Source organism: Pseudaestuariivita atlantica, assembly GCF_001205715.1.
Classification (GTDB): domain Bacteria; phylum Pseudomonadota; class Alphaproteobacteria; order Rhodobacterales; family Rhodobacteraceae; genus Pseudaestuariivita; species Pseudaestuariivita atlantica.
In genome coordinates this window covers 492,121-518,077 of the sequence record NZ_AQQZ01000004.1, presented here as the reverse complement: position 1 = coordinate 518,077, position 25,957 = coordinate 492,121, and the positions used below count along the sequence as shown (strand labels likewise).

Sequence of the window (25,957 nt, the reverse complement as noted above, 5' to 3'; positions counted from 1 at the left end):
GATGCGACCCGGAACAGAGGCCGAACTGGCCGAGATCGTGCGCGACGCGACGGGGCCCCTGCGGATCGTCGGAGGCGGAACGCGGTCGGTTGGGCCCACCGGGGGCGAGGCGGTGAGCACCGCCGGGCTTTCGGGCGTGCGCCTCTACGAACCCGGCGCGCTGACGCTGGTGGTCGGGGCGGGCACGTCGCTGGGTGAGGTCGAGACGGTGCTGGCCGGGGAAGGGCAGGCACTGGCCTTCGAGCCGTCGGACATGCGCGGGCTCTTGGCCACCACGGGCGACAGCACCATCGGTGGCGTGATCGCGGCGAATGCCAGCGGGCCGCGCCGGATACAGGCGGGCGCAGCACGGGATTTCGCGCTGGGCGTGCGGTTCGTCGATGGGGCGGGTGAGATCATCAAGAACGGTGGGCGGGTGATGAAGAACGTCACCGGCTATGACCTCGTGAAGCTGATGTGCGGGTCGTGGGGGACGCTGGGGGTGCTGACCGAGATATCGCTGAAGGTGCTTCCCGCGCCCAAGTCGCGGGCCTGCGTGCTGGTGTACGGGTTGTCGGTTGGTGACGCTGTTGAGGTGATGAGCCGGGCGCTGGGGTCACCTTACGAGGTGACGGGCGCGGCCCATGCGCCGGTGGGCGTGGACGGGCATCCCGTGACCATGTTGCGGGTCGAGGGGTTCGAGGCGCAGGTGGCCTACCGTGCCGCCGAGATTGCCAAGCTGGCGGGCGACGGCGCGGTGATCGAGAGCGATCCGGACAAGGTGGCGGCAGGCTGGGCATGGGTGCGGGACGTGGGTGCCTTGCAGGGCGGCGCGGGCGACATCTGGCGCATCTCGGTCAAACCGTCGGACGCGGCCACCGTGGTGGAGGCTATCGGGGCGGAGGCCGTGATGCTCGACTGGGGTGGCGGGCTGATCTGGGCGCGGATGGCCGAAGGGACCGACCTCAGGGCGCGGATGCACGTTCCCGGCCACGCGACGCGGGTGCGGGGTGGTGGCGACGTCCCGGCCTTTCATCCGCAGAACGCGGGCGTTGCGAAGATCGAGGCGGGCCTGCGCGCCAGGTTCGACCCGCGAGGCATCCTAAACCCCGGCCTAATGGCCTGACACGATGTGGATGATCATGCTTCCCTTCCTCCTCCTGCCCACCATCGGGGGCGCAATCGGGGGTCTTCTGGCCTTTGACTGGCGGATCGCCATCGCCGCCATCGCAGGGGGGCTGGGAATGCTGTTCCTTCCCTTCATAGGGTACGACTTTGACGTGTTGGTTGCTCTCTCGGCGGGCATCGCTGTCGGGGCCTTCATCGGGCTGCTGCTGATCGTATGGCAGGGCACGCCGTATCGCTGGGCCCGTATGACATGGGGGCTCCTCGGCACGTTCACGCTTCATGTCACACTTGTCGTCTGGAACCTGGGAAGCTGATCCATGCAAACGAATTTTACCCCTGAGCAATTGCAGGATCCCGGCACCGCGCGGGCCAACGAGGTGCTGCGGACCTGCGTTCATTGCGGGTTCTGCACGGCGACCTGCCCGACCTACCAGGTGCTGGGCGACGAGTTGGACAGCCCGCGCGGGCGCATCTACCTGATCAAGGACATGCTGGAACAGGGGCGGAAGCCCGACGAGAAGACGGTCAAGCACATGGATCGCTGCCTCAGCTGCCTCGCCTGCATGTCGACCTGCCCGTCTGGCGTGCATTACATGCACCTGGTCGATCACGCGCGGGAATACATCGAAGAGAATTACGACCGCCCGTGGAGCGACCGCGCCTTGCGCTGGGTGCTGTCGAAAGTGCTGCCCTATCCGATGCGGTTCCGGGTGGCGCTCTATTTCGCCAAGATGGGCCGTCCGTTCCGGGCGCTGGTCCCCGATGCGCGGCTCAGGGCGATGCTGGACATGGCGCCGAAACAGGTGCCGCCGGTCAGCCGCAACGACGATCCGCAAACCTTTGCCGTGCCGGAGCGCAAGATGCGCTTGGCGTTGATGACGGGATGTGCACAGAAGGCGCTGAACACCGATATCAACGACGCGACGATCCGGCTGCTGACCCGGCTGGGGGCCGAGGTGGTGGTGGCCGAAGGCGCGGGATGCTGCGGGGCGCTGACGCATCACATGGGCAAGTCCGCCGAAAGCCATGGCAGCGCCGCCGCCAATATCCGCGCCTGGGTGCGGGAGATGGATGGCGCGGGGCTGGATGCCATCGTCATCAACACCTCGGGTTGCGGCACGACGGTGAAGGATTACGGGCACATGTTCCGCAATGACCCGCTGGCCGGTGATGCAGCACGGGTGGCGGGCATCGCGATGGATATCAGCGAAGTGCTGATGAAGCTGGACCTGCCCGAAGGCACGCAGGATCTGAAGGTCGCCTATCATGCGGCCTGTTCGTTGCAGCACGGCCAGCAGATCAAGACGCACCCGAAGACGCTGCTGAAACGCGCGGGGTTCACCGTGGTCGAACCGAAGGACCCGCACCTGTGCTGCGGGTCGGCGGGGACGTACAACCTGATGCAGCCCGAAATCTCGGGGCAGTTGAAAGAGCGGAAGGTGCGGACGCTGGAAGCCACCGCGCCGGACGTGATCGCGGCGGGCAATATCGGCTGCATGATGCAGATCGGATCGGGCACGGGCGTGCCGGTGGTGCATACCGTCGAACTGCTCGACTGGGCGACAGGCGGGCCGAAACCCCCGGCGCTGGGGTAACCCACGGGTTACGGGTTAAGAACTGTTTAACGGGCAAGGCCTGCTCGGGCGGGTCCGATCCGTTCGATCCTGTTGGTCCAGACATGGCCGCCAAAGCCATCGGGCAGCGCCGTGAAGGCATCGACGGTGTCGATCCCGTTCGTGCCGGCCGTGCTGCGAAACGGACCCGCCATGATGACATCGGTTCCGGCGCGGTCCATCCGGCGCAGGAACCGCCGGGGCCAGCCCCAAAGCCATGGTGCGACGTCATCCGGGATCAACAGGACCGTGTCGCGGCAGGCTTTTGGGACGTGGCCGCTCCATCCCAGCGCGGCGTATCGCAACAGGCAGGACTTGATCCCGGCGCGGTGGAAGCCGCGCAGTCCGGGCAACGTCTCTGTCACGCGCGCGGTGGGGTTTACGCCGCCATAGACGCCCCAGACCCGGTCGATCCAGTCGGGGCGGGTCTCCAGCAGGGCGACAAGCGCCTTCCCCTCGGACCCGCGGTTGCTTTTGAAGTTCACGAGGAAGCGGCCTTCGGGGAAGGTGTCGAACACCTCTTCGAGGCGCGGCATGGCACCGATGCCCGAACCGCGCAGCGGGAAGGTGACCCCGTCGAGGGAGTATCCGTGTCCCATGTCCAGCGTCTTCAGGACCGTCCAAGGCGTCTTGTTGGTCTGCCCCGACCCGTCCGTGCGGCAATCGAGCGTCCAGTCGTGAAAGACCGCCAGAACGCCATCCGGGGTGCGGTGGACATCCAGTTCCACCACGTCGGCGCCAGCCTCGAACGCGGCGCGCATGGACGGGATCGTGTTCTCGATCAGCCCGTGAGTCGCAGGTTCGATGGGAGTGGCGGTGCAGGTCTCGGGGCCCGGCGGCGGGCCGGCATAGGTCTGGTGCACGCCGCGATGCGCGATCAATCGCGCCTGTCCATCCGCTTTGGGCAGCCACAGCGAGGTGTTGAGCGCCCAGACACCCGCCACCACGCCCAAGGAAACTGCCACACCCAAACGCCACATGCCGTCAGCCTAACCCATCCCGGCTAAGGCTGTCTTCCTGAATGATTTCGGGGCACAAAAAAAATTCATTCGCACCCACGCCCCGCCCTATTTTCGCCTTAACCACCTTTTAGAGGTTCGAGGTACTCAACGCGGAGCTATTATGCGCCCATTGACCAAAATCCTCGTCGTCCTGATGCTGCTCGGCTCTGTCGGCGTGGCGCAGGATGCGCCGTTGAAACGGTTGAACACCGGCGACGACAGCCGTGGATGGGAAGGCGTTGGGCGACTGGACATCGGCGGAACGGGGTTCTGCACCGGCGCGCTGATCGCGCCTGACCTGGTGCTGACCGCTGCGCATTGCCTCTACGACAAGCATACCGGCGCCGTGATCGACCCGGCGAAGATCGAATTTCTTGCCGGGTGGCGGAATGGCCGGGCATCGGCCTATCGCAACGTGGCCCGCGCGGTGACGCATCCCGATTACGTGCATACCGGCAAGGCCGACACCAACCGGGTCCGCAACGACGTGGCGCTGCTGCAGCTTGCGCGACCGATCCGCACCACCGAAGTGGTACCGTTCGACACCGACGTGCGCCCCCGTTCGGGCGACAAGATCGGCGTCGTCAGCTATGCCCATGACCGGGCCGAGGCACCTTCGCTGCAGGAGGTGTGCAACGTCATGGCGCGGCAGACGGGCGTTCTTATCATGTCCTGCGATGTCGATTTCGGGTCGTCCGGATCGCCGGTCTTCAGCTTCAAGTCAGGCCGCCCGCGCATCGTGTCGGTCGTTTCCGCCAAGGCCGAGGCGCGGGGCGTTCCGGTCTCGCTGGGCACGGCGCTGGAAGGGCCGCTTGCGGTGCTCAAGGTCGAGCTGGCTGCGGGCCGCACGCTCACCAGCAGCGCGCAGGGGGCCAAGCGGATACAGGTCGGCCAAACCTCGCCGACAGGCGCGAAATTCGTCAAACCCTGAAGGTCTTGAATCCCCGTTCGGGGCTTCCCACATCACCGTCACCGGACGCTGCACAGGCGGGTCCGGGACTATGCGGCCCGTCCCATGGTGGGAGGGCACACATCGTTGTCGCTCAATGGAGGATGACCCCATGCGAAATTTTGACCTTACCCCGCTTTACCGCGCCACCGTTGGCTTTGACCAGATCGCGGACCTGATGGACCGCGTGCTTGCCAGCGACGTCGGCAACCAGACCTACCCCCCGTACAACATCGAAAAGACGGATGAAGATGCCTATCGCATCTCGATCGCCGTGGCCGGGTTCTCGGACGAGGATCTCTCGGTCGAGGTGAAGGACCGCGCGCTTGTCGTGTCCGCCCGCAAGGTCGAGGATACGACCGACCGCACCTACCTGCACCGTGGCATCGCAACCCGCGCCTTCGAACGCCGCTTCCACCTCGCCGACCACGTCAAGGTGACCGGTGCGAGCCATGAAGACGGCATGCTGCATATCGACCTGCAGCGCGAGGTTCCGGAAGCGCTGAAACCGCGCCGGATCGAAATCGCCTCCAGCCTGCCGGCCGACAAGGACGTTGTTGACGCCAAAGCCGTCAACTGATCCTGACGCAGACCACCTCCCCCAGGGCCCCGGTATCCGCCGGGGCCTTTTTCGTGGGTGGTGCCTGCCTCAGCCCAGTTCGGCGCCGTAAAGCCAGTCGTTGCGGCGTTGCAGAAGCCTGGGCGCGACCTTCCCGGCCAGCCAGATCGGCGCATAGGCCTGCAATTGCGACAGCACGCCCCGCCGGTGGAACAGCGCGAGGTTGGCTGCCGATTGCTCCTGCACGCGGGTGACCCGGTCGATCCGCGCGGCATAGTACCTCTCGCACGCGGCCGAGATCATGCCGCCCTTCTCCAGCTCGCGCGCCAGCACGAAGGCGTCTTCCATCGCCTGCACCGCGCCCTGCGCCATCGACGGCAGCATCGGATGCGCCGCGTCGCCCAGCAGAGCCACCGCCCCGTCCGACCAGCGCGGCAGCGGCGGCCGGGTGAACAGCGCCCAGCGGTGCAGCGTCGGCGCGGCGTCGATGATCGCGGCCAGCGTCGGGTTCCAGCCGCCGAAATCGGCATGCGCCTGCGCGGCGGTGCCGGTCAGGCTCCAGCCTTCCTGCGTCCAGGCGTCCTGTTCAACCACGCCCACGAAATTCACCACCGATCCGCCCCGGATTCGGGTGGTGACCGCGTGCTTGCCCGGCCCGGTCCAGACGCAGCCTGACGGCGGCGGCACCACGTCCGGGTCAAGGTCGGCAACCGGCACCACGGCGCGCCACGCGACGTTGCCGGTGAAGACGGGTTCGTCCGGGCCCAGCATCTGGTCGCGGATCACCGAATGGATGCCGTCGGCCCCGATGATCAGGTCCGCCTCGCACCGCTCGCCCGTGGTCAGGGTGACCGCCGCGCCCTTGGACGACGTCTCGTAAGCGGCCACTTCCGCCCCGGTCCGCAAGGCGTCGGGCTGGCGGTCGCGCAGCGTCGCGGCAAGCCCGTCGACAAGGTCGGCGCGATGGATCTGGATGTACCGCGCGCCCCAGCGCTCCAGCGCCACGGCCTTCATCGGCAGGTGGAAGAACTTGCGCCCCGTGGGGCCGTGCCGGATCTCTATCGCGTCGGGCTGGAACAGCGTCGCCTCGATCCGGGGCATCACGCCCAGCGCGTCGAGAACCTTGATCCCGTTGGGGCTGATCTGAACGCCCGCGCCGATCTCGCCCAGCTCGGGCGCGCGCTCCAAGACAGAGACGTCCCACCCGATCTGATCGAGTGCGAGTGCGGCGGTCAATCCGCCGATACCTCCTCCGACGAGTATAGCTTTCACACAACCATCACGCCTGAACCGGCGCGCCCCCATGACGGCAAAGTGTGGTGCGCAATGGCGTCGAAACAAGGCGCCACTGCTGCGCATCGGCAACAGTGGCGGCAAGGTATGGCAAAGGGGCCACAGGTCGCGGCACCTTGCAGATTGTGTTTCTCCGGGCTTTTCGAACGGGATCAACCGGTTGGGTGAAAGCTGCCGTAGCGGAAGCCATCACGGTGCCCGCCGGGTGCCTTCCCGCACCGAAAGCCCCGCAACCGCCGCGACAGAATCACCCGATTGCCAGCCGACCGCTCAGATCGAGGTGCAGATGTATTTCATCTCCAGGAATTCCTCGATCCCGTGGCGCGAGCCTTCGCGGCCAAGACCGGACTGCTTGACGCCGCCGAACGGTGCCACTTCGGTCGAGATCAGGCCGGTGTTCACACCCACCATCCCGTATTCCAGCCCCTCCTGAACGCGAGTGATGCGACCGATGTCGCGGGCATAGAAATACGAGGCGAGGCCGAAGATCGTGTCGTTCGCCTTCTCGATCACCTCTTCCTCGGTCTCGAACTTGAAGAGCGGTGCGAGGGGGCCGAAGGTTTCGTCCGACGCGACGAGCATTTCCTGCGTGACGCCCGACACGATGGTCGGCTCGAAGAAGGTGCCGCCCAGGTCGTGGCGTTCGCCGCCCGCGATCACCTCCGCCCCTTTCGAGGTCGCGTCTTCGAGGTGCTCCTTCACCTTCTCCACCGCGTCCTCGTTGATGAGCGGTCCGGTGGTCACGCCGTCTTCCAGCCCATCGCCCACGTTCAGCTTGGCCACGGCGGCCTTCAGCTTTTCGGCAAAGGCGTCATAGACACCCGCCTGCACGTAGATGCGGTTGGCGCAGACGCAGGTCTGGCCGTTGTTGCGGAACTTGCAGATCATCGCGCCGTCGACGGCGGCATCCAGATCGGCGTCGTCGAACACGATGAAGGGCGCGTTGCCGCCCAGTTCCATCGAGCATTTCATGACCTGATCGGCGGCCTGTTTCAGCAGGATGCGCCCCACCTCAGTCGACCCGGTGAAGGTCAGCTTGCGCACGATCGGGTTCTCGCAGAATTCCTTGCCGATCTCGGACGAGGACGACGACGGGATGACCGAGAGAACGCCGGCGGGGATGCCCGCGCGCGTCGCCAACTCGCCCAGCACCAGCGCCGACAGGGGCGTCTGTGCGGCGGGCCGGGCGACGAAGGCACAACCGGCGGCCAGAGCCGGACCGGCCTTGCGGGTGATCATCGCGTTGGGGAAGTTCCATGGCGTGATCGACGCGGCCACGCCGATGGGCTGGCGGATCACGGTGATGCGCTTGTCGGGCTGGTGGCCGGGGATCGTCTCCCCATAGACGCGCTTGGCCTCTTCCGCGAACCATTCGATGAACGAGGCGCCGTACATGATCTCGCCCCGCGCCTCGGCAAAGGGTTTGCCCTGTTCGGCAGTCAGAATGGTGGCAAGGTCGTCTGCATGTTCGACCATCAGGTCGTACCACTTGCGCAGGATATTGGCGCGGTCCTTGGCGGTCTTCGCGGCCCATTCCTTTTGCGCGACCTCGGCCTTGGCGATGGCCTCGCCGCATTGCGCGCGGCTCAGGTCCGCGACCTGCGCGATCACGTCGCCACGTGCGGGGTTCACGACGTCGAAGGTGCCGTCCCCGTCGACCCATTCCCCGGCAAGGTAGCCGCGGGTCACCAGCAGCGTAGGGTCGTTGAGAAGCGAGGCGAGGTCTGTCGTCTGATCGAGCATGATGCGGTCTCCTTTGGCGCTTGAACGCACCCGCGGCGCGATTGTTTCCGTGCAAGACAGGATCATCTGTGGCACCCCTTGTCCAGATGATCGGTCAGGCCAGGGGAGCAGCATGGATCAGGCCAGTTGGGACGCCGCCTATAACAACGTGGATCACATCCCCGACGGGGCCAGCTACCCCGCGCGCTGGCAGGCGCGGGCGACGACGTATCTCGCCAAGTGCCTTGGACAGGGGCGCGCGCAGAACGACCTGCCCTATGGCCGGGGTGACCGGGCGCTGTTCGACCTGATCCTGCCGCAGGGCGCGGCAGAGGGCCTCGTCGTGTTCGTGCATGGCGGTTACTGGCTGAAATTCGACAAGACGTACTGGACCCACCTCGCCGCCGGGCCGACGCTGGCGGGATGGGCGGTGGCTATGCCGTCCTATGACCTGTGCCCCGACGTGCGCATCGGCGACATCACGCGGCAGGTGGCGCAGGCGATCACCGTCGCGGCAGAGCAGGTCGCGGGCCCCATCGCGCTGGCGGGCCATTCGGCGGGCGGGCACCTCGTGTCGCGCATGATGGAGCCGGGGATGCTGCCCGACGCGGTGGCCGCGCGGCTGGTGTCCTGCGTGCCGATCTCCCCGGTCAGTGACCTTGCGCCGTTGATGAACACTTCGATGAACGAAAGCCTGCGGATCGACGCAGGCGAGGCGCAGGCCGAAAGCCCGGTACACATGACCGACAGGCTGGACGTGCCCGTCACCGTCTGGGTCGGCGCGGCGGAGCGTCCTTCGTTTCTCGACCAGGCGCGGTGGCAGGCAGAGGCGTGGGGTGTCGACCTCGTCGAAGCCACGGACCGGCACCATTTCGACGTGATCGACGCGCTCGAAGACCCGGGCAGCGCCATGTGCCGCGCGATTTTACGACACGGCTGACGCAAAGAGGCTTGCACCTGCGCCAGACCGTGGCACCCTGCGCGCCGAGGGACCAAACGGAACAAGACCCATGGACGGCAGCCAGCCGCGCACCTTCCAGGCCGAGAAAGAGATCGTGCGCGCCTATTACACCGCACTGGACCGCGGTGACGATACATCGCCCTACTGCGCCGAGGCGCTGGTCTGGCGCGGATTTCACCCTTTCGGATTGCTGACCGGACGGGCCGAGGTCGAAGACGCGTTCTGGACGCCGCTGCGCCGCGCGCTGACACCAATGCAGCGGCGGCTCGACGTGTTCATAGCCGGTCTGAACGAAATGGACGGGTTCCAGTCCGTCTGGGTCGCGTCGATGGGCCACCTGATGGGCCTGTTCGACGCGCCGTGGCTCGGGATCGAGCCGACCCGCAAGATCGCGATGCTGCGCTACGCGGCATTCCACAAGGTCGAGGATGGCAGGATCGTCGAAGAGGCGATGTTCTTTGACCTGCCGCACCTGATGGTGCAGGCGGGGTACCGCCCGTTCGGGCCGCAGACGGCGGCGGAACTGGTGCAGCCCGGCCCGATGACCCATTCCGGCGTGATGACCGACCCGCAGGATCCCGAACGGGGCGAGGCGACGCTGGCCACCATCAACGCGATGATTGCCGACCTGGGCACGTGGCAGCTTGGCCTGCCGCTGGAAGACGAGCTACGCCGGACATGGGCCGAGGACATGATCTGGTGGGGTCCGACCGGCATCGGCGCGACCTACACCATCCCGCGTTATGCCCGGCAACATTCCGGCCCCTTCCGCGCGGCGTTCACCGACCGCGCCAAGACGGGGCACCTGTGCCGCATGGCCGAAGGCGATTTCGGCGGGTTCTTCGGCTGGCCCAACTTCACCGCGCGCCACGTCGGCGGGTTCATGGGCATGCCCGCAAGCGACAGGCAGATCGAGTTTCGCGTGATCGACATCTACCGCGCGGGCGGCGGCAAGCTGCACGAGAACTGGGTGTTCATCGACCTGCTGCATGCCTGGCACCAGCTGGGCACCGACATCCTTGGCCGGGTGACCGCGATCGGGCGGGTCTGACCCTTTCGGCGCATCGCTGCGGGGCGTGACCCTCAGGTCGCGCTTTCGACAGGCGTGCGGTGGTTCTTGACCAGCCGCGCGATCAGTTCCTTCTGCTTGCGCCCGTCAGGCATCGGACGCGCGGGCAGGCCCGGATGGTCGGCCAGTTCGGGAAACAGCGCAAGGATCTCGTCCAGCGCCGCGTCGGACAGCATCTGCCGCGCCTCTGGCCCGAGATACAGCGTCTCCGCCGGGGCACCGGCGGCCCAGATCACCTCGTGCCGGTCGCACATCAGGTGGCACCACGTCACGATGCCCCAGTCGCGCACCTCCTCCACACCCGGCAGGGGCGTCAGGCGGCATGCGGAAACCAAGACCTCGGACTGGCCGAACATGCGTTGCGCCACGCGTGACCGCAGAAGGACGCGGTGCTGGCGGGACACGATCAGGTCATGCTCCGGCACGCCCCGGCCCAGCGCACCGGCCCGGATGCGGATCGGCGCATGATTCGCGATGGCGGGAACCGTCCGGATACCGACCCAGCGCACGACCTGCGGACCATTGTCGACCGTCATCACGCGATCACCGGGAACAAGACGTGCCACGTCCTTCAGGCCGTCCGGAGTCGCAATTTTCGTTCCCGCGGCAAAGCAAACCGCCGCGTTGAAGGTTTCGCGGGACCCGGTCATGCCGGAATAGTTGTTGCCGACAAGCGACGTCAGCGTCATCGACCTTATGGCCCCCGCTTCCAGCGTGGCCTGGTCGGCGTTGGCCGAGAATTCCGGCGCAAGGTAGGTGTTGCCCGCAGTGTCCTGGAACACAACGGCCGTTATCGTGCCGGTCGTACCGTCGGTATAGGTCAGGGTGGCATTGTAGACGGCCGTACCGTCGAACGTCTGGTCGGGCCCGCCATTCAGACGAAAGGTGTCGTTCGACAGACTGTTGTTCATGTCGTAGGCCGATGCGGTACCGCCGCCGAAGCCGGTCGAACCCGGCGAAAGCGACTGGACCTGTTCCCACAACGGGTTTTCCAGATTGCCGAAGGTCAACCCGACGAGTGACGATGCATTCTCTGACTGCGTGTTGCCCTCAGTAGGGTCGATCGCGGCATAGTTCCCGAGGGATATAACATTGAACGTTGTCGGCATGGAGACACCTATCCAAACACACGGATCTTCTACGATCTGACGGTTAAATTCAGATTAGGGCAGAATTGCGGCATTGAACCCGATCCGGAAACGATCAGCAGTTCCTTGCCGCATAAGGTATCAATCGAGATGCGGGAAGTAATCCTCGCATCCGCCTTCGCGATAGACGTCCGCCGTACAGCAATGCAAACCGCCGCCAAAGGCATAAGCATCGCGCAGGTCGACCTCGACCACCTCCATGCCCAGCTTGTCCATCTGCTCGGCCTGGTAGACCTCGGATTTTTCGACACAAACGGTTTTCGGGTCCAGCACCAGCACGTTCATCGACAGCCAGACCGACGAATAGCAAAGCGCCGGCGGCGCGTTGTGCGCAGGCTGCGCGGCGTCCACTATCTCCCACCCGTTCTTTTCAAACATCACCCGCTGGTCATCCGGCAGGCGGCGTTGCGGGTTGTTCAGGATCAGGCCCGGACGCAGCGGCGTGAAGGTCGCGTCGATGTGGATGGGGTACGGATCGCCGGGGAAGTTCACCGCGTGCACCCGGTGATCGGGGAAGTGGCGGCGGATCCACTCGATTCCCTTGAGGTTCGTGGTGAAGCCGTGCTGCACGACAAGGTCGCGGCCAAACCGCAGCACGTCGGCGGCGTCGAACAGCGGCTCTTCCTCGGTCGTGACAAAGAACTTGTCCGCCGTCCATTGCAGGCGCTTCTCGACGCCGATCTTCTCGGACAGGTAATCGTCGTGGTAATCGGCATCCGTCAGGCGCGGCTTGGGCGCGGATTCGTGGCGGAAGTTGGGGTCTTCCTCCCAGTATTGCTGCATCAGCGGGCGGTAGTTGAGGTATTCGAACCAGCGGCAGCGGTAAGACATCGTCGCTTCAAGGATCTCCGACCCGACCGTCAGCAGCACATCGCGCGGCGGCATGCAGCCGAACTGGCTGTCGGTGTGGAAATCGGGCGTGGTGGCGGGCAGCGAATGGTCGATGGGCGTGGGGCGGTCGACCTTGACGCCGCGCGCGCGCAACTGGTCGGCAAAGGTGTCGAGCAGCTCGTTCGCGCGGTCGATGGTTTCCTGCGGGCGCTTGCCCCACTGGCCGCGCATGTCGCTGTCTTCGGGCACCTTGGCGTCCAGCGCGGGCTCTTCCGGCGGGATGTGGCAATTGTCGGCCTTGCCCACGATGACGTGGCGCAGCGGGTCCCATTCGTTCCACGAATTGACGATGGTTTTCTCAGGCGTCCAGTTCGACATGCGACCCTCCGGTTTCAGCGGGGGCGGGCCCCCAACCTTGCGATTGAAAGTCCCGGCGTGCAGGAGCGGATATAGTGCAGAAGCGTGGCGCTTCCCGGCGACGCCATCGCCGTATGCAGGCGCGATGGTTATGCGGGGCTTGTGTCCGAGTCCAGTGCCCAAGGCGCGGAATCAAGGCCGCAGGCCGCCGCGCATCGACGGGCCGCCCCCCGGCACGTCGATTTGGTTGGTTTCAGTGCATCGCTTGAATGAAGCAAGGACTTGGCGGGCATAAAGCACCCAGCCCCAGCAGTGGATCGACGCACCGCGGCCCGCCGATGCACGGCTCATGCTATGCGGTAGAGGGGACCAGTTTCCGAACCGCCGACACCCGAAACAAATCGGTATACCACGCGCACCACACCGCCATCGCCGCACCCAGCACGTTCGCGGCAACCACCGCCCACGCGATGCCCGGAAAGCCCGCGACCATCACCAGCGCCCATGCCAGCGGCAGATACAGAAGGAACGTGCGCGAGATCGACAGCGCCATCGACACCTTGGCCATGGACCGCGCGTTCATCGCGGCATTGGTGCAGACGACCATGCCATAGCCCGCCATGCTCCACCCCGCGACGCGCAGGTAGGTGGCGGTATAGGTCGCGGCCTCGCCTCCATCCGTGATGAGGTTCGCCAAGGGCTCGGCGAAGAGCGCCAGCGCGACGCCCACTGCCACGCCATAGCCCACGCAGATCGCCCATGTCTGCAGCATCGCCGTGCGGGCGCGGCCGGGCTTGTCGGCACCCCAGTTCTGGCCCACGACCGGGCCGATCCCCGCCGACAGCGCCATCATCGGCACGTTCGTCAGCGAGGTGATCCGCGTGCCCGCCCCGAACCCCGCCACCGCCGCGCTGCCCACGGTCGCCACAGCCGCCGTCACCAGCGCCATGCCGGCCGGGTTGATCGCATTGGAAAAGCCGGCGGGCAGGCCCACGGAAAAGATCGTTTTGGTCGAGGCCCAGACGCCTCCGAACGGATTGGAACACAGCGACAGCATCCCCTGCTGCCACGCGTATCCCAGCGCCACCGCCGCCGCGACGCCCCGCCCGATGGAGGTGGCGACCGCCGCGCCCTGCGTGCCGAGTTCGGGGATCGGGCCGAAGCCGAAGATGAACAGCGGGTCGAGCCCGATATTGATCACCGCCGCCAGCACCATGATCGCGGCCGACGAAACGCCCGACCCGTATGCCCGGAACACCGCGTTCACGATCATCATCAGCACGAGGAACGGGAACGACATCGCCCAGATCGGCATGTAGGCGCGGATTTCCTGCATCGTGTCCGGCTCGGCCCCCAGCGCGCGGAACAGCCACGGATAGACGGTCCACGTCGCCAGCGCCATGAGCAGCGCCAGCGCCACGCCGATCCCGATGGCATGCAGCCCCAGCCTGCGGGTGTGTTCGGGATCGTCATCCCGACCCAGAGATTGCGACACCGCCGCGTTGGCCCCGGCGCTGAGCCCGATTGCGAGCGAGGAGAACGCCGTCGTAACCGGAAAGATGAACCCGATGGCCGCCAGCGGCGCGCCACCCAGCTGGCCAAGGAAATAGGCGTCGGCCACGCCGATGGACAGCACGGCGAAAATGCCGAAGGACATGGGCGCGGACACGGCGGCCAGCGCGGCGATCACGGGGCCTTGGGTGAGGCGAGCGTTCGTGGACATGGGGCAGAAACGCGCCCCGCCCCGCCCCGTTCCCTGCCTGCGCGCAGGTGGCGCAGGGGTGCCGGGTCGGGAAAGCCCGGCTTTTCAACGGCGATGCGATTTGCCATGCTGACGGGGAAATCGGGGGCTGGGCAGATGTAAATCGCCATAACATCTCCCATATGATTGATAACAGACAATGAATTGGAGGGATCGATGTCGGATTTTGCCGCCCAGGTCGAGGCAAGCCAGAACCAGGTTGCCGAGGCTCAATCGAAGATCGCCGAACTGACCAGCCGGATCGAGGCCGCGCGCCAGAAGATGGAAGCGGGTGAAGACGTGTCGATCGACATCGAGAACGCCTCGCTGGAAGACGTGCACGCCCATACCGAGGTGATGAACGCCAACATCGCCGAACTCATCATGGGGCTCGACGACGTGACGGCGGCCTTCTCGAAAGACTTCGACGAGATGCGCAACAAGACCGGCTGGGAAAGCTTCGTCGGCTTCTTCTCCAAGGACCGCTCGGATTCGATGCGGCAGGAACGCGTGCGCGAGGCGTCGATCGACGACAAGCTGCAGGACCTGATCTCGAAATCCGACGTGATCACCAAGCTGCTCGAAGGGCAGTTGGCGGTGCTGAACGACCAGAAGACGAAGGTGGAAACGAACCTCAGCGGCACGCTGGACGAACGCGAGATGGTGGTGGGCGAACTGGAGGCCGTGAAGGCCGAGATCATCGGGATGGACCCCAAGATCATCGAGCTAGAAACCAAGATCGCCAACGAAACCGACGCCGCCGCGCGGACCAAGCTCGAAACCGAACTGGCCGCGATGAACGCCCGCTACAACGCGCTGGTGCAGGACGAACAGGTGAAGCTGGCGAAGTCGCAGACGCTGGAGCGGTACATCGAGAAGGGCAAAAGCTGGATCGACTCGCTGCAGAACCAGGCGGCGACGCAGATGGTGCTGATCAACAAGCTGCAGACGGACACCAAGCAGCGGGTGGTGCTGTACGACGCGCTGACCAAGTCGCTGAAGACCGCGCAGCAGCAGGACGTCGCCCACCGCATCAACGAGATCGGGGTGCAGACCGACCAGGAAGCGCAATCCGCCATGGCCGCCATCGGCTCGGCCACGAACGAGCGGATGGCCTCGATGCTGGAAGCGCACGAGGATCACATGGTGTTCGCGCGGGATGTGCTGGAGGCGAAGGCCAAGGCGGACGAACGCTTTGCGAGGCGGTTCGCCGCGATTGTCGAGAAGCACGACAGCAATGCTTATGGGGGGTGACGTGGAGGCCCCGGATCAGGTCTGGGGCGGGTGGCGCGTTGCTTTGACGGCCGTCTTTAGTGCAGAGCGCCATCGACGGGCCGCGGTACGTCGATCCTACGTGGCTTCTAAGCCCCTTTATGCCTGCCACGCCCGGACGACGCCCCAGCGGCGGACCAAGACCTGCCAAATCGACGTGCCGTGGGGGCGGCCCGTCGATGGCGCGGCGGCCTGCGGCCTTGATTCCGCGCCGGAGCCTCGCAGGAACCACGCATGACTGACGCCTCCGCCCTGACAGACCTCTTCGCCTCCCGGCGCTACTTCCGGAAGTTCGAAGAGATCACCCGCCACCTTGGCCGGGTGGCGGGCGTGCTGCATGCCGAAGGCAACCTGTCGAAGGACGAGGTCGAGGTGCTGACGCGCTACATCACCGCACTCACCTTCACCTTCCGGGCACTGTCGCTGAAATACCTGCTGGTGGGCCGCGACACGGGGCGATTCTTCGGCTCTCTCCAGATCGACCAGAAGGAAAGCGGTTTCCCGGTCATCACCGAACTGATGACCATGGCCAACGATGCCAGCCAGGCCGCCAACCACCTGCGCAACGCGGCCTCGGGCCGCCAGTTGAAAGAGCAGATGGTGAAGAAGATCGTCGGCGACCACGAGATCCCGACCAAGCTGCAATTCGCCCTGTCGCAGCGCATGTATTACGAAGAACTCGCCAAGGGGGACCTCTTCTGGGCGCGCAACGACCCGGAAATCGTCTGGCTTGGCGGCGACGACGACCGCCGCACCCTGCTGATCCACTGGGCCGTCTATGACAGCGAACTGAACCTGCCGGTCATCTACCTGATGGAATGCGAGGATACCGGGCGCGAAAGCCTTTACCGCGACCAGCGCCGCTGGCCCGAGGTGCAGGCACACCTGATGGCGCAATCCCTTGCCGGGCTGAAGCTGATGACCATTGCCACCGGGTTCGACGAGGATTTCGACGACCTGCACCCCAAGAAGCTGCGCCGCATCCACCTCGGCCCCATGTATTCCTCGGCCTATACCGATCAGTCCGGCCCCCTGTCCGACGTGCTGCGCGACGCCCGCTCGCCCGAGGGGCAGGACTGGGCGCTGGTCTGGACCGAGGAGCGGCTCGTATCCAACGACGTCCGCACCGAACGCACGGGATGGTTCTCGTCCCGCGAATTGCAGATTTTCAAACGCGATCCGTTCCTGATCGACGAGGGCGCAAGCGCGCTCGACCGGGCGGTGATCCTGCCGCAGCGACCCTATCAGGTGCTCGCCGAACGCGCGCCTGCGGGGTTCGGATCGGTCCGCAAGTTCGTCGTCAGCCCCGGCGGGCGCGTACTGGATTACAGGTAGGACAGGCCCGATGCCCGCCCTGCACAAGGAGATTTGAGATGAGCCTGACATCGGACCAGATGGAACTGCGCGAGGAAGAGATCACGGCGCATTACCCCGCCGCTCTGGCGATGCTGCAGGGCTTCGATCACACGCCGCGCATCGCTTCGGGCAATGCCACGACGGGGCCGGAACGCTCTGCCGGGATCGGCACGCGGCGGCGGTTCCGATCGACCACGCCGGGCATGGTCACCCGGTCGACCGCGCGCGCCCAGGGCGTGCACCTGATCGAACGGGTGGAAGGCGAGGGCCTCGTCTCCCCCCTTCAGGCCACGGTGCTGAACACGCTCCGCCGCGCGATATCGGTCGCGCTGGCCGTGGCGGAGGCTTATGCCGAACGCACCGGCCTCTCCGACATGAAGCGCGCCAACCTGCAAGGCTCGCTGGGCGCCGACAGGAAGGCCGCGTTCGGCGAATTGCTGACGGCCGAGGCGCTGGTGACAGGCCACGTCTTTGCCAACGCCACCGCCTTCCTCTTGGCCCCGCACCTGACCGAGGCGACCGTGGACGTGGGCGAACCCGAAGAGGTCGTGGCCGATAACGGGCAGGTCATGCTGCACGGTCTTTTGTGGGAACTCGATGCCCTGATCGAACAGCGGGCCGAGGATGATCCGCGCCTTGTCGCCGCCGTCGCGGGCTTTGCCGAGGCGGTGATGGGCAAGATCGCCGCGCGCGCCACGCAGGCCGGGCGGCTGGAGCCCTTCACCTCCGCCGCATGGCGGGTAGAGGCAGACGACCTGACCATCCGCGGGTTCGAGGCAGCGGCAAAGTCCAAGGGCACCGTCCTGACGATGACCTTCAAGAAGCCGCACGAGGTCGTCGGCAACCACATCGCCAAGTACCAGGCGATGAAGCTCGCCAAGATGCTGATGGCCTACGATTTCGACCGCCGCCTCAACCCATTCGCCGAACTGGGCGGATTCATCTTCACCTTCATGGGCGACGGCAAGCCGGGCACGGGCAAGACCACGCTGATCCAGATGATGGCGGGGCTGATCAACGAATATTGTAGCGTGGCGGGCTACACCTTCCGCTACCAGAACCTCAGCACCGACAACATCGACAGCTACCAGGGCAAGTCCGGCCAGAACGCCAAGGCCTTCATCAACAACATCATCGATCCCGGCGTGATCGGGTTCGGCACCATCGACGATATCGACCAGCTGGCGGGCAAGCGCGGCGACCGGCAGTCTTCGGCGGGGCAGTTGGAGATCACCGCCGTCCTGATGGAAAGCTTCGCGGGCGCAAACACCGTGGTGCGGGGGAACTGCACCTTCGGCATGTTCTCGAACTACCCCGAGAACGTGGATGACGCCCTGCGCCAGCGGGCCGGGGCGCGGTTCCTTGTCGACGGGCCGCAGACGCGCGAGGATTACATCGACATCCTTTACCTTCTGATGGGCAAGAACCACGACATCCCGCTGGGCGAGCACGAGGTATTCTCGGCGCAGGAGATCAAGAAAGCCGTCGCGGCGTCATTCGTGTCGCACTCGAAACCGCACGAGGCCGGGCTCTTGGAGGTGTTCGACCGGGTGAACAGCCAGATCGGGGAACTGGACACGATCGTCAAGATGGGCACCTACCTGAAGGGCATTCAGGAGGCCGACGACCGCTTCACCGGCCGCGCGATCAAGAACATCACCGACGCGGTCAAGGTCCGCGCGATGGACTTCGAACTGCCCGACGAGTGGATGGAAGACCCCGAGTTGTTCCTGTTCCAGCCCTATGACCGCAAGAAGGACATGATCGCCGATCTGCGCGTGCCCATCACGACCGAGATGGTGTTGCAAGAGATCAACCGCTACGCCGACAGCGAATTCCGCTACGCCGACAAGTCGGACGAGGTCGCCATCGAGACGATGGTGCGGGAATACGGACGTCAGGAAAAGGCGAAGCGGCGGTATCTGGAGAGCAAGCAGTGAGATCCCTTGGCCCCTCCACGACAAGGGCCGCGCCCGACCTCGGGTGGGCGCTCCTCCGCGTGGAGCGGAGTAAAGCACCCGCAGCCCGCAAAACAGCCCTTCGGCGCGGGACGGATGCCATGCGCCCTCCCATGGGGGAGGTCGGGCGCGGCCCGGCGGTGCCGCCGGGCGAACGCGGCCTGATGTTCGGCAATCTCTTCGACGTCGCGCGGCGTGGCGACACGCTGACGGTCTCGCAACCGGGACGGAGGGTGCAATGACCCTCCCACGGTGTGGCCGATGATCACCTTCTGGAACACGGTCCTGCCCTTGGGCGTGTTGGCGGTGCTGGGCCTTGCGGTGCCTTACCTGCTGACGCCGAATGAGACGCGATCGCACCGGCGCGTGCTGGTGTCGGTTGTGGCAAGCGCGGGCGTGCTTGTGCTTATCTCGGCGGGAATGCTGGTCGTGCTGGGTCGCGAACAGTTCGGGGCCTTGTCCGAGGGTGGCATCGGGCTGATGGCAGAGATTGCCCTGAACGGATCGTGGCGGTTCGTGCTGGCTTGGGGGCCGATGCTGTTGCTGGCATGGTTCGGCCTGTCTCAACGGGTAGAAGCACGACGCGGGGAGGATTTGGCGCGTGAGGCGTGATGTGAAGACCGATACGTGCACGCAAAGTGACCGGGTCGCGCCCGAACTCGGATGGGCGCTCCTTCGTGTCATTTGGAGCGAGGCGCTGGCAACACGCCGACCGACCCTTCGGCGCGCGACGTATGGCATGCGCCCTCCCGTGGGGGAGGTCGGGCGCGGCCCGGCGGTGCCGCCAGGCTACAACAGCCCAGCCATGGTGCAAACATGTGAGGACACGCGATGCACCGCCTGATCAAACACGGCCTGATGTTCGGCAACCTCGTCCACGTCACCTCCCCGGTGCTGGTCGAACGGTATAACCGCGCGCTCGAACACCTGACGGGCAGGCGCACCACGCTGGACGATTTCCACATCGACATCGCGGGCTCTTCGCCCGAAGTGGGCGAAGAGCTGGGTGACCCGCTCTACCTCAACCACGCGGGCGTGAACCGGCAGTTCATCCTGCTCACGACCGAGCAGAAGACCGCCCCGCTCCTCGACGCGCAATTCTCCCATTCGCGCGACATCCTGCACCGCTTCATCGCCGAGAACGAGGCGCAGCTCTTCGCCCTGACCGCGCGCGATGCCGTGGCGGGCGAACTGGTCAACACCGTCTTCCGCGCCGACACGCCTGCGAAACTCTTCGACATCCGCCGCATCACGGTCGAGGCCGACACGACCCAGGGCACGGTCCGCGATGCCGACAGGCTGGCGGGCATGGTCGACGATTTCATGACGCGCGAGGATGCGTGGTTCGACGACGTTCTGATCGCCAACATGATCACCGTCGCCAAACGCACCGGCGACGTCACCCGCAACCCCGTCCGCCTGAAGGAAATGACGTTCGAGACGGGCAATTTCTGGACGGCGCTTTTCGGCGGGCTCTACGTCTTTCGCCGCGCCGATGACACGGCGGTGATCGGGCGACAGGCGCGCGACCACGACATGCCGGTCGAACACCGATTCACCCCCGACCAGCGGAACGAGATCGCCACGTTCTTCGAGGTCAACGGGCTGGTGGAGCCCATCGTGCAGGCGCGCGGTGTCGATGCAGGCGCGATCCTGCGCCAGAAGATGGATTTCATCGTGATCGACACCGCGGCGAGCCTTGGGCTGAACATCGGCTGGGCCGACCGGCGGGAGGTGCGGCGGCTGGCGCGGAAGGTGGCAAGCGACCTGCCACCCGAATGGCACGGCCTGCGCGCGCTGCTCGCCTATGCCGAGGAAGGCGCGCCATGGCCCAAGATCACCAGCGCCCATCCCGCCTATTTCTATGGCCTGCGCGCGGCTGACACCGACGACGCGCCGCTGGTGAACCAGCTTCTGGCGGAACTGACGCCCAAGGACGTGCGCCAGCTGTTCATCTGCCACAAACCGGCCTTCTACGCCGCCTATGCCAGCTGGCCGGACGAGAAGAAGGCCTATGTGGCGGATTTCCTCGCCAGGGAGTATCAAGTGGACAAGGAAGGGGTGCGCGCGCAGCTTTACGGATTCGAACCGGCAATGGACGACCAGCCGCCGCCCGCACCCCCCGCACCCGAGCCCCGGCCCCGCCCCCGGCGCGACGACCTTGTCGCGCGGGTCGGACCCTGGGGCGCAGTGAGGAGATAGGGGATGTTTTTCGGACTTCTGCGATTGCTGGTGATCGGCTTCGTGTTCCTCACGATCATCTACATCATCCTGTCGCTCTGGTCGCGCTCCGTCCGCCGCAAGAAGCTGGAGGCGGAGTGGGAGGGAGAGGCCATGACCGGCGACCGCGACCAGTGGGTGCGCAACGGGCTGGAAGAATATGACGGGTCGGTCCGTCGCAAACTGATCCTCGGTGTCTACATTATCCCCGTGATTGTCGTGTCGGTCATCGTGTACCTGACCAATTTCGCCTGATCGCCTGAAGGAGCGTTCCGTGATGATCTATATCCGCTGGTTTCTGTTTCTCGTGTTCTGGGGACTGGTCGTGGCCGTCTTCCACTACACCCTGCCGCAGAAGGACGTGGCCCGGATCGTGGACACGTTCGAACAGCGCGTCGATTTCGGCGAGAACTCGATCTTCTGGTCCGCGCCCGACAGCGGCAATGCCGCGACCACGACCAACCGCGACGTGCTGTTCATCCAGTCGGTGCGCCGCGACGGGCGGCCCATGGTCTATCGCAACGAGGATACCGGCTGGTCCTGGCCGCCCTATTTCAAGTTCGACACCAAGAACCTTCAGACCGAGGCGGCGGACCTGAAATCCACCAAGGCCGATCCGCAATGGGTGCTGATCACCCATTACGGCTGGCGCAACGAATTCCTGTCGATCTTCCCCAACGCGATCAGCGTGCGCCCGATTGCGGGGCCCGATGTGTCGAAACCGATCCCGTGGCTGAACATCATCATCATCACCGTGTTCCTGATGATCGTCTGGGCGATCTGGTCGCGCTGGCGGAGGTTCAAGGCGAACCGCATCGACCCCACGCTCGATGACATCAGCGACAACCTCTACATGGCGCGGGAAAACGCGCGGGAGCAGGGGCGCGGTATCCGGCGCTGGTTCCGCGGCAAGTCGTGAGCGGCACCCGCCCCAACATCCTGTTCTTCCAGGTCGACCAGCTTGCCGCGCATGTGCTGCGGGCCTACGGCGATCCCGCCTGCCTCACCCCCAACCTCGACGCGCTCGCCGCGCGCGGCAAGGTGTTCGACACCTGTTACTGCAACTTCCCCCTCTGCGCGCCTTCGCGCGCGTCGATGGCGGCGGGGCGGCTCTGTTCGGCGATCGGGGCTTATGACAACGCGGCCGAGCTTGCGGCCTCCACCCCCACTTATGCCCATCACCTCGCCGCGGCGGGGTACCGCACGGCGCTGTCGGGCAAGATGCACTTCATCGGCCCCGACCAGCACCACGGCTTCCACGACCGCCTGACGGCCGACCTGTACCCCGCCGACTTCGCGTGGGCGCCCAACTGGGCGGACGAGGGCAAGCGCGACACGAACGACGCCCGCTCGGTCACCGTGTCGGGCGTCTGCGCGCGCTCGGTCCAGATCGAGTTCGACGAGGAGGTCACCTTCCATGCCGAACGCTACCTCTATGACCGCGCCGCAAAGCAGGACGGGCCGTTCTTCCTGCAAGTCTCCTACACCCACCCGCACGAGCCCTACCTGTGCCTGCAGGAATTCTGGGACCTCTACGAAGACGCCCCCATCCCCGACCCCGCCGTCCCGGCCCTGACCGAAAAGGAACACGACGCACACTCGGTCCGCATCCTGCGCGATTTCGGCATGCTCGACGCGCCGATCTCGACCGAGGACGTAACCCGCGCGCGCCGCGCCTATTACGGCGCGGTCAGCTATGTCGACAGCCTCGTGGGAAGGGTGCTGGGCGCGCTCGACCGCGCGGGGCTGACGGACAACACGGTGATCCTCTTCACCTCGGACCACGGCGATTTCCTTGGCGAACGCGGGATGTGGTTCAAGAAACACTTCTACGAGCCGTCCATCCGCGTTCCCCTGATGATCGCCGGGACGGGCATTACGTCCGGTCGGTGCGAGACGCCGGTCTCGCTTGTGGACCTTCTGCCCACCTTCGCCGCGCTCGCCGGCGCCCCGGCACCGGACGACACCGATGGCACCGACATCCTGTCACTCGACCCCGACCCAGACCGCGTCATCTGTGCCGAATACCTTGCCGAGGCGACAAGCGCGCCCATCGTGATGGTCCGCAAAGGTGCGTGGAAATACATCCATTCCGAAGACGACCCGCCCCTCCTTTACAACCTCGCCTCCGACCCGAACGAGACGCAAAACCTCGCCTCTGACCCCGCCCATGCCGACACGCTCGCCGCCATGCAGGACGAGGTGCGGGCGCGCTGGGACCTGCCCGCTCTCAAGGCCGCGATCCTGCACAGTCAGGCGCAGCGGCGGCTGATCCGGCAGGCCCACGCCACTGGCGGCACACCGCGCTGGAACCATGGCGAGGTAGCAGGGCAGGACGTGCGCTGGTATCGTGGCGACGGCGGCTATTCGAACTGGGCGTTCGACTACCTGCCACCACAGGACGACGGTTGAGGCCTAGGCTGCGACGAACGCGTCCTTCGCATAGCCCTGCAGGTACAACAGCGCGGTCAGGTCGCAGAAGTTGACGCGCACGGGGCAGGCGGCCTGCACGGCGGGCTTGGCGTGCAGCGCCACGCCCAGCCCGGCGCGGCCCAGCATGCCCAGATCGTTGGCCCCGTCGCCCACCGCCAGCACGTCGTCCGGTGCCAGACCCAGCCGCGCGGTGATCTCTTCCAGCGCCTCGACCTTCGCCTCGCGCCCCAGAACGGGCCGCGCCACGCGGCCGGTCAGCACGCCGTCCTTGGCCAAGAGCGTGTTGGCGCGGTGTTCGTCGAACCCCAGCCGCCGCGCGACCGCGTCGGTGAACGCCGTGAACCCGCCCGACACCAGCGCCGCATGCGCGCCGTTCGCCTTCATCGTCGCCAGCAGGGCCGGCCCGCCCGGCATCAGCGTGATGCGGCTTTCCAGAACGGTTTCGATGATGCTGTCGGGCTGTCCTTCCAGCAACGCGACCCGCGCGTCGATCGCTTCCTCGAAATCCAGCTCGCCATTCATCGCGCGGGCGGTGATCGCCTTCACCCGGTCGCCGACGCCCACATGATCGGCCAGCTCGTCGAGGCATTCCTGCTCGATCATGGTGCTGTCCATGTCGGCCAGAAGCATCTTCTTGCGCCGGCCTTCGGCGGGCAGGACGTTGAGGTCGACATCCATCGTCTGCACCCCCTCCCACGTCTCGGCAAGGTTGCCGGGACGCGTGGCGATGTCGAACTCCGCCGCCTCGTCCGGGGCCAGCCAGCGCACCTCTCCGCCACCCCAAGCGTTCCGCAGGCTGTGCGCCAGCGCGGGATCAAGCGCGCCGGGACGCGCGGTGAGGATGGTGGTGAACATGCGGGCCTCCGGTCCTGTCGCGCGCTGCATAATCCAGCCCGCGCCCCGCGGCCAGAGCACCTGCACCCAGCCGACCCCCACGTTATGCCAATTTTGCTACATTTCCCGGTCGCTTGCGGGCCGCTACCGTCGAAACATCCCAATTGGTACCGGAGTGTTCAGGCAACCCATTTCAACCATCCCTTTCGGCCCCGCGGGGCCATCGTAACGCACCAAATCACCAAGACATGCGCAAAAGTCGCGGAACGGTAGAGTGAGGCTGTTCCAGAACCGGCGCGCATGGCCCCGGACATGCTGTATTCCCCAACACCGCAGCAGGGTGCCGGGCGCGGCCTTCAAGACCTGCATTGGCAGGCGCCGCGATCCCGTATCCCAATGTCCAAGGGCCTACTGGAGACGCGCGGTTCACCCGCGCGTCTCTTTTCCTTTCTTGCCGTCGCCCGTGCTCAGGAACACCGTCAGGTCGGTTTCGTGGTTCTTGATAAGCGGGTCGGGCACCAGCCCTATCCGCATCGCCAGCGCGGCGACCTCGGCCCGGTTGGTGGTGCCGGTCTTCTTCTGGATCAGCGAGATCCGCTGCCGCACGGTGGAAAAGGACACGCCCAGCGCGTGCGCGATCTGCTTGTCCTGAAGCCCCTGCCCCAGCAGCGTCAGCAATTCGCGCTGCTTCCCGCTCAGCATGTTGCGGTCGCAGAACTCGGCCTTGAACAGCTCCGTGTACCGGGTGTGCGCGCTGAGGGCCGCCGCGTGCAGCGTCCAGCCATGCCGGTCGATCAGGGCGTCGAAGGCACCGGCCTCGTAATCGCCGCCGAACAGCAGGTGCGCCGCCTGCCCCGGCACCTCCATCCGCAGCGGAATGACCCATGCCGCCCGCGACCCGAACCGCGCCGCGAGGTGCTGCATCTCCAGCCGGTCGGCGGTCATGTCCGGATACCTGTCGGCATAGGCAAGCCCGATCTTCAGCGGCGTCAGGTGAAAGACCGAATGTTGTCGGAACGTGGAATACTTGCGCACCTTGGGATTGGCCTGCGCCATGGCGATCCAGTCCGACGAAATGGTGGTGCGGATGAATTGCACCTGTTCCCAGTTCTGGAAATCCGACGCGCAGACGTAATCGACGACCGGCAGGCCGACCGACGCCGCCAGCCCGACGATCAGGGTCCAGACATCCTCGGACGTTTCCGTGCGTTCGAGCGCCTGAAGGAAATCGTGCAGGGACTCGGGACAGGCCCGCGCCTCTGGCGGGCTTGATGTTCTGAAATGCGTCATACGCCTGAATTCTGTGCGTTAACTAAAATGGGACTCCTGTTTAGGAACCGGCGATGCCGTGCGTCAAGGAATACAACGTTGGCGGATGTGCGCCCGCGTGGCCTCTGCGCCGCCGCAGCGTGACCGCATGTTTCCGATGGGCGGCACCGATCCGCGCATAACGCCGCGACGCACCGCACGGCTGCGCCATTTGGGCTTGCGCCCCCCGCGCGATGGCCATACCCCCGTCCGTGGGACACCCCT

Annotated in this window: 24 protein-coding genes; 16 read left to right on the top strand and 8 right to left on the bottom strand. The window is 65.8% G+C overall.

What is annotated here, in order from left to right:
• Position 1 precedes the first annotated feature (1 nt).
• From ATO11_RS11860 to glcF, 3 genes are read left to right on the top strand one after another with little or no spacing between them, the layout of a single operon-like run.
• A complete protein-coding gene (locus ATO11_RS11860; protein ID WP_050531130.1) occupies positions 2-1,105 on the top strand; it encodes an FAD-binding protein in 1,104 nt (367 codons plus the stop codon).
• A 16-nt stretch (positions 1,106-1,121) separates the two neighbouring features.
• A complete protein-coding gene (locus ATO11_RS11855) occupies positions 1,122-1,421 on the top strand; it encodes a hypothetical protein (RefSeq protein WP_134643104.1) in 300 nt (99 codons plus the stop codon).
• A gap of 3 nt (positions 1,422-1,424) precedes the next feature.
• Complete coding sequence (gene glcF, locus ATO11_RS11850; protein WP_050531059.1) at positions 1,425-2,702, top strand: glycolate oxidase subunit GlcF; 1,278 nt, start codon at positions 1,425-1,427, stop codon at positions 2,700-2,702.
• Positions 2,703-2,728: 26 nt separating this feature from the next.
• On the opposite strand, the gene ATO11_RS11845 is transcribed toward glcF, so the two are convergent.
• Positions 2,729-3,685: a glycerophosphodiester phosphodiesterase family protein gene (locus tag ATO11_RS11845; RefSeq protein WP_242601406.1), complete on the bottom strand. Its 957-nt coding sequence runs from the start codon at positions 3,683-3,685 to the stop codon at positions 2,729-2,731.
• 157 nt (positions 3,686-3,842) lie between these two features.
• Between ATO11_RS11845 and ATO11_RS11840 the strand changes: the two genes are divergently transcribed.
• Together ATO11_RS11840 and ATO11_RS11835 are read left to right on the top strand one after the other, a co-directional pair.
• Positions 3,843-4,652, top strand: a complete 810-nt coding sequence (locus ATO11_RS11840) for a trypsin-like serine peptidase (RefSeq protein ID WP_050531057.1) — start codon at positions 3,843-3,845, stop codon at positions 4,650-4,652.
• Between the two features lie 130 nt (positions 4,653-4,782).
• Positions 4,783-5,250: an Hsp20 family protein gene (locus tag ATO11_RS11835; RefSeq protein WP_050531129.1), complete on the top strand. Its 468-nt coding sequence runs from the start codon at positions 4,783-4,785 to the stop codon at positions 5,248-5,250.
• A gap of 69 nt (positions 5,251-5,319) precedes the next feature.
• Here ATO11_RS11835 and ATO11_RS11830 read toward each other — a convergent pair whose 3' ends face one another.
• Complete coding sequence (locus tag ATO11_RS11830; protein ID WP_207382962.1) at positions 5,320-6,465, bottom strand: FAD-dependent monooxygenase; 1,146 nt, start codon at positions 6,463-6,465, stop codon at positions 5,320-5,322.
• 327 nt (positions 6,466-6,792) lie between these two features.
• Positions 6,793-8,265, bottom strand: coding sequence for an NAD-dependent succinate-semialdehyde dehydrogenase (locus ATO11_RS11825; protein WP_050531127.1), 1,473 nt, complete (start codon positions 8,263-8,265; stop codon positions 6,793-6,795).
• Between the two features lie 112 nt (positions 8,266-8,377).
• On the opposite strand from ATO11_RS11825, the gene ATO11_RS11820 reads away from it, so the two are divergent.
• Positions 8,378-9,184 carry an alpha/beta hydrolase gene (locus ATO11_RS11820; RefSeq protein ID WP_050531056.1) on the top strand — a complete coding sequence of 269 codons (807 nt, stop codon included), beginning with the start codon at positions 8,378-8,380 and terminating at the stop codon, positions 9,182-9,184.
• 70 nt (positions 9,185-9,254) lie between these two features.
• On the top strand, positions 9,255-10,256 hold the full coding sequence (locus ATO11_RS11815) for an ester cyclase (protein ID WP_050531055.1): 1,002 nt from the start codon (positions 9,255-9,257) through the stop codon (positions 10,254-10,256).
• Between the two features lie 32 nt (positions 10,257-10,288).
• On the opposite strand, the gene ATO11_RS11810 is transcribed toward ATO11_RS11815, so the two are convergent.
• From ATO11_RS11810 to ATO11_RS11800, 3 genes are all read right to left on the bottom strand, one after another.
• Positions 10,289-11,383 carry a Hint domain-containing protein gene (locus ATO11_RS11810; protein ID WP_050531054.1) on the bottom strand — a complete coding sequence of 365 codons (1,095 nt, stop codon included), beginning with the start codon at positions 11,381-11,383 and terminating at the stop codon, positions 10,289-10,291.
• Between the two features lie 120 nt (positions 11,384-11,503).
• Positions 11,504-12,631, bottom strand: coding sequence for a serine/threonine protein kinase (locus tag ATO11_RS11805; RefSeq protein ID WP_050531053.1), 1,128 nt, complete (start codon positions 12,629-12,631; stop codon positions 11,504-11,506).
• Between the two features lie 331 nt (positions 12,632-12,962).
• Positions 12,963-14,333, bottom strand: a complete 1,371-nt coding sequence (locus tag ATO11_RS11800; protein ID WP_050531052.1) for an MATE family efflux transporter — start codon at positions 14,331-14,333, stop codon at positions 12,963-12,965.
• A 195-nt stretch (positions 14,334-14,528) separates the two neighbouring features.
• Here ATO11_RS11800 and ATO11_RS11795 point away from each other — a divergent pair, with 195 nt between their 5' ends.
• The 9 genes from ATO11_RS11795 to betC all read left to right on the top strand — a co-directional run bounded on the left by ATO11_RS11795 (position 14,529) and on the right by betC (position 23,569).
• Positions 14,529-15,605, top strand: a complete 1,077-nt coding sequence (locus ATO11_RS11795) for a hypothetical protein (protein WP_050531126.1) — start codon at positions 14,529-14,531, stop codon at positions 15,603-15,605.
• A 252-nt stretch (positions 15,606-15,857) separates the two neighbouring features.
• Complete coding sequence (locus ATO11_RS11790) at positions 15,858-16,958, top strand: hypothetical protein (protein ID WP_050531051.1); 1,101 nt, start codon at positions 15,858-15,860, stop codon at positions 16,956-16,958.
• Positions 16,959-16,996: 38 nt separating this feature from the next.
• Positions 16,997-18,919 (top strand): AAA family ATPase, encoded by a 1,923-nt coding sequence (locus ATO11_RS11785; protein WP_050531050.1) that lies wholly within the window; start codon positions 16,997-16,999, stop codon positions 18,917-18,919.
• Positions 18,920-19,038: 119 nt separating this feature from the next.
• Positions 19,039-19,179, top strand: a complete 141-nt coding sequence (locus tag ATO11_RS22150) for a hypothetical protein (RefSeq protein ID WP_165586965.1) — start codon at positions 19,039-19,041, stop codon at positions 19,177-19,179.
• 19 nt (positions 19,180-19,198) lie between these two features.
• A complete protein-coding gene (locus tag ATO11_RS11780) occupies positions 19,199-19,549 on the top strand; it encodes a hypothetical protein (protein WP_050531049.1) in 351 nt (116 codons plus the stop codon).
• Positions 19,550-19,768: 219 nt separating this feature from the next.
• On the top strand, positions 19,769-21,139 hold the full coding sequence (locus tag ATO11_RS11775) for a DUF6638 family protein (protein ID WP_050531048.1): 1,371 nt from the start codon (positions 19,769-19,771) through the stop codon (positions 21,137-21,139).
• A 3-nt stretch (positions 21,140-21,142) separates the two neighbouring features.
• Entirely contained in the window at positions 21,143-21,412 is a 270-nt protein-coding gene (locus ATO11_RS11770; RefSeq protein WP_050531047.1) for a hypothetical protein, read from the top strand.
• Between the two features lie 22 nt (positions 21,413-21,434).
• Positions 21,435-22,076 carry a DUF1523 family protein gene (locus ATO11_RS11765; protein WP_050531046.1) on the top strand — a complete coding sequence of 214 codons (642 nt, stop codon included), beginning with the start codon at positions 21,435-21,437 and terminating at the stop codon, positions 22,074-22,076.
• Positions 22,073-23,569, top strand: coding sequence for a choline-sulfatase (betC, locus tag ATO11_RS11760; protein WP_050531045.1), 1,497 nt, complete (start codon positions 22,073-22,075; stop codon positions 23,567-23,569). The genes ATO11_RS11765 and betC overlap by 4 nt, the downstream gene beginning before the upstream one ends.
• A 3-nt stretch (positions 23,570-23,572) precedes the next feature.
• On the opposite strand, the gene serB is transcribed toward betC, so the two are convergent.
• A complete protein-coding gene (serB, locus tag ATO11_RS11755; RefSeq protein ID WP_050531044.1) occupies positions 23,573-24,445 on the bottom strand; it encodes a phosphoserine phosphatase SerB in 873 nt (290 codons plus the stop codon).
• Between the two features lie 405 nt (positions 24,446-24,850).
• Positions 24,851-25,714 carry a helix-turn-helix transcriptional regulator gene (locus ATO11_RS11750; protein WP_050531043.1) on the bottom strand — a complete coding sequence of 288 codons (864 nt, stop codon included), beginning with the start codon at positions 25,712-25,714 and terminating at the stop codon, positions 24,851-24,853.
• Positions 25,715-25,957: the final 243 nt, after the last annotated feature.

Excerpts from the sequence above, each read along its gene's own strand:
- ATO11_RS11860 (WP_050531130.1), top strand. The coding sequence starts at position 2 with ATGCGACCCGGAACAGAGGCCGAACTGGCCGAGATCGTGCGCGACGCG.
- ATO11_RS11855 (WP_134643104.1), top strand. The coding sequence starts at position 1,122 with ATGCTTCCCTTCCTCCTCCTGCCCACCATCGGGGGCGCAATCGGGGGT.
- glcF (WP_050531059.1), top strand. The coding sequence starts at position 1,425 with ATGCAAACGAATTTTACCCCTGAGCAATTGCAGGATCCCGGCACCGCG.
- ATO11_RS11840 (WP_050531057.1), top strand. The coding sequence starts at position 3,843 with ATGCGCCCATTGACCAAAATCCTCGTCGTCCTGATGCTGCTCGGCTCT.
- ATO11_RS11835 (WP_050531129.1), top strand. The coding sequence starts at position 4,783 with ATGCGAAATTTTGACCTTACCCCGCTTTACCGCGCCACCGTTGGCTTT.
- ATO11_RS11825 (WP_050531127.1), bottom strand. The coding sequence starts at position 8,265 with ATGCTCGATCAGACGACAGACCTCGCCTCGCTTCTCAACGACCCTACG.
- ATO11_RS11820 (WP_050531056.1), top strand. The coding sequence starts at position 8,378 with ATGGATCAGGCCAGTTGGGACGCCGCCTATAACAACGTGGATCACATC.
- ATO11_RS11815 (WP_050531055.1), top strand. The coding sequence starts at position 9,255 with ATGGACGGCAGCCAGCCGCGCACCTTCCAGGCCGAGAAAGAGATCGTG.
- ATO11_RS11810 (WP_050531054.1), bottom strand. The coding sequence starts at position 11,383 with ATGCCGACAACGTTCAATGTTATATCCCTCGGGAACTATGCCGCGATC.
- ATO11_RS11805 (WP_050531053.1), bottom strand. The coding sequence starts at position 12,631 with ATGTCGAACTGGACGCCTGAGAAAACCATCGTCAATTCGTGGAACGAA.
- ATO11_RS11800 (WP_050531052.1), bottom strand. The coding sequence starts at position 14,333 with ATGTCCACGAACGCTCGCCTCACCCAAGGCCCCGTGATCGCCGCGCTG.
- ATO11_RS11795 (WP_050531126.1), top strand. The coding sequence starts at position 14,529 with ATGTCGGATTTTGCCGCCCAGGTCGAGGCAAGCCAGAACCAGGTTGCC.
- ATO11_RS11790 (WP_050531051.1), top strand. The coding sequence starts at position 15,858 with ATGACTGACGCCTCCGCCCTGACAGACCTCTTCGCCTCCCGGCGCTAC.
- ATO11_RS11785 (WP_050531050.1), top strand. The coding sequence starts at position 16,997 with ATGAGCCTGACATCGGACCAGATGGAACTGCGCGAGGAAGAGATCACG.
- ATO11_RS22150 (WP_165586965.1), top strand. The coding sequence starts at position 19,039 with ATGCGCCCTCCCATGGGGGAGGTCGGGCGCGGCCCGGCGGTGCCGCCG.
- ATO11_RS11780 (WP_050531049.1), top strand. The coding sequence starts at position 19,199 with ATGATCACCTTCTGGAACACGGTCCTGCCCTTGGGCGTGTTGGCGGTG.
- ATO11_RS11775 (WP_050531048.1), top strand. The coding sequence starts at position 19,769 with ATGCACCGCCTGATCAAACACGGCCTGATGTTCGGCAACCTCGTCCAC.
- ATO11_RS11770 (WP_050531047.1), top strand. The coding sequence starts at position 21,143 with ATGTTTTTCGGACTTCTGCGATTGCTGGTGATCGGCTTCGTGTTCCTC.
- ATO11_RS11765 (WP_050531046.1), top strand. The coding sequence starts at position 21,435 with ATGATCTATATCCGCTGGTTTCTGTTTCTCGTGTTCTGGGGACTGGTC.
- serB (WP_050531044.1), bottom strand. The coding sequence starts at position 24,445 with ATGTTCACCACCATCCTCACCGCGCGTCCCGGCGCGCTTGATCCCGCG.
- ATO11_RS11750 (WP_050531043.1), bottom strand. The coding sequence starts at position 25,714 with ATGACGCATTTCAGAACATCAAGCCCGCCAGAGGCGCGGGCCTGTCCC.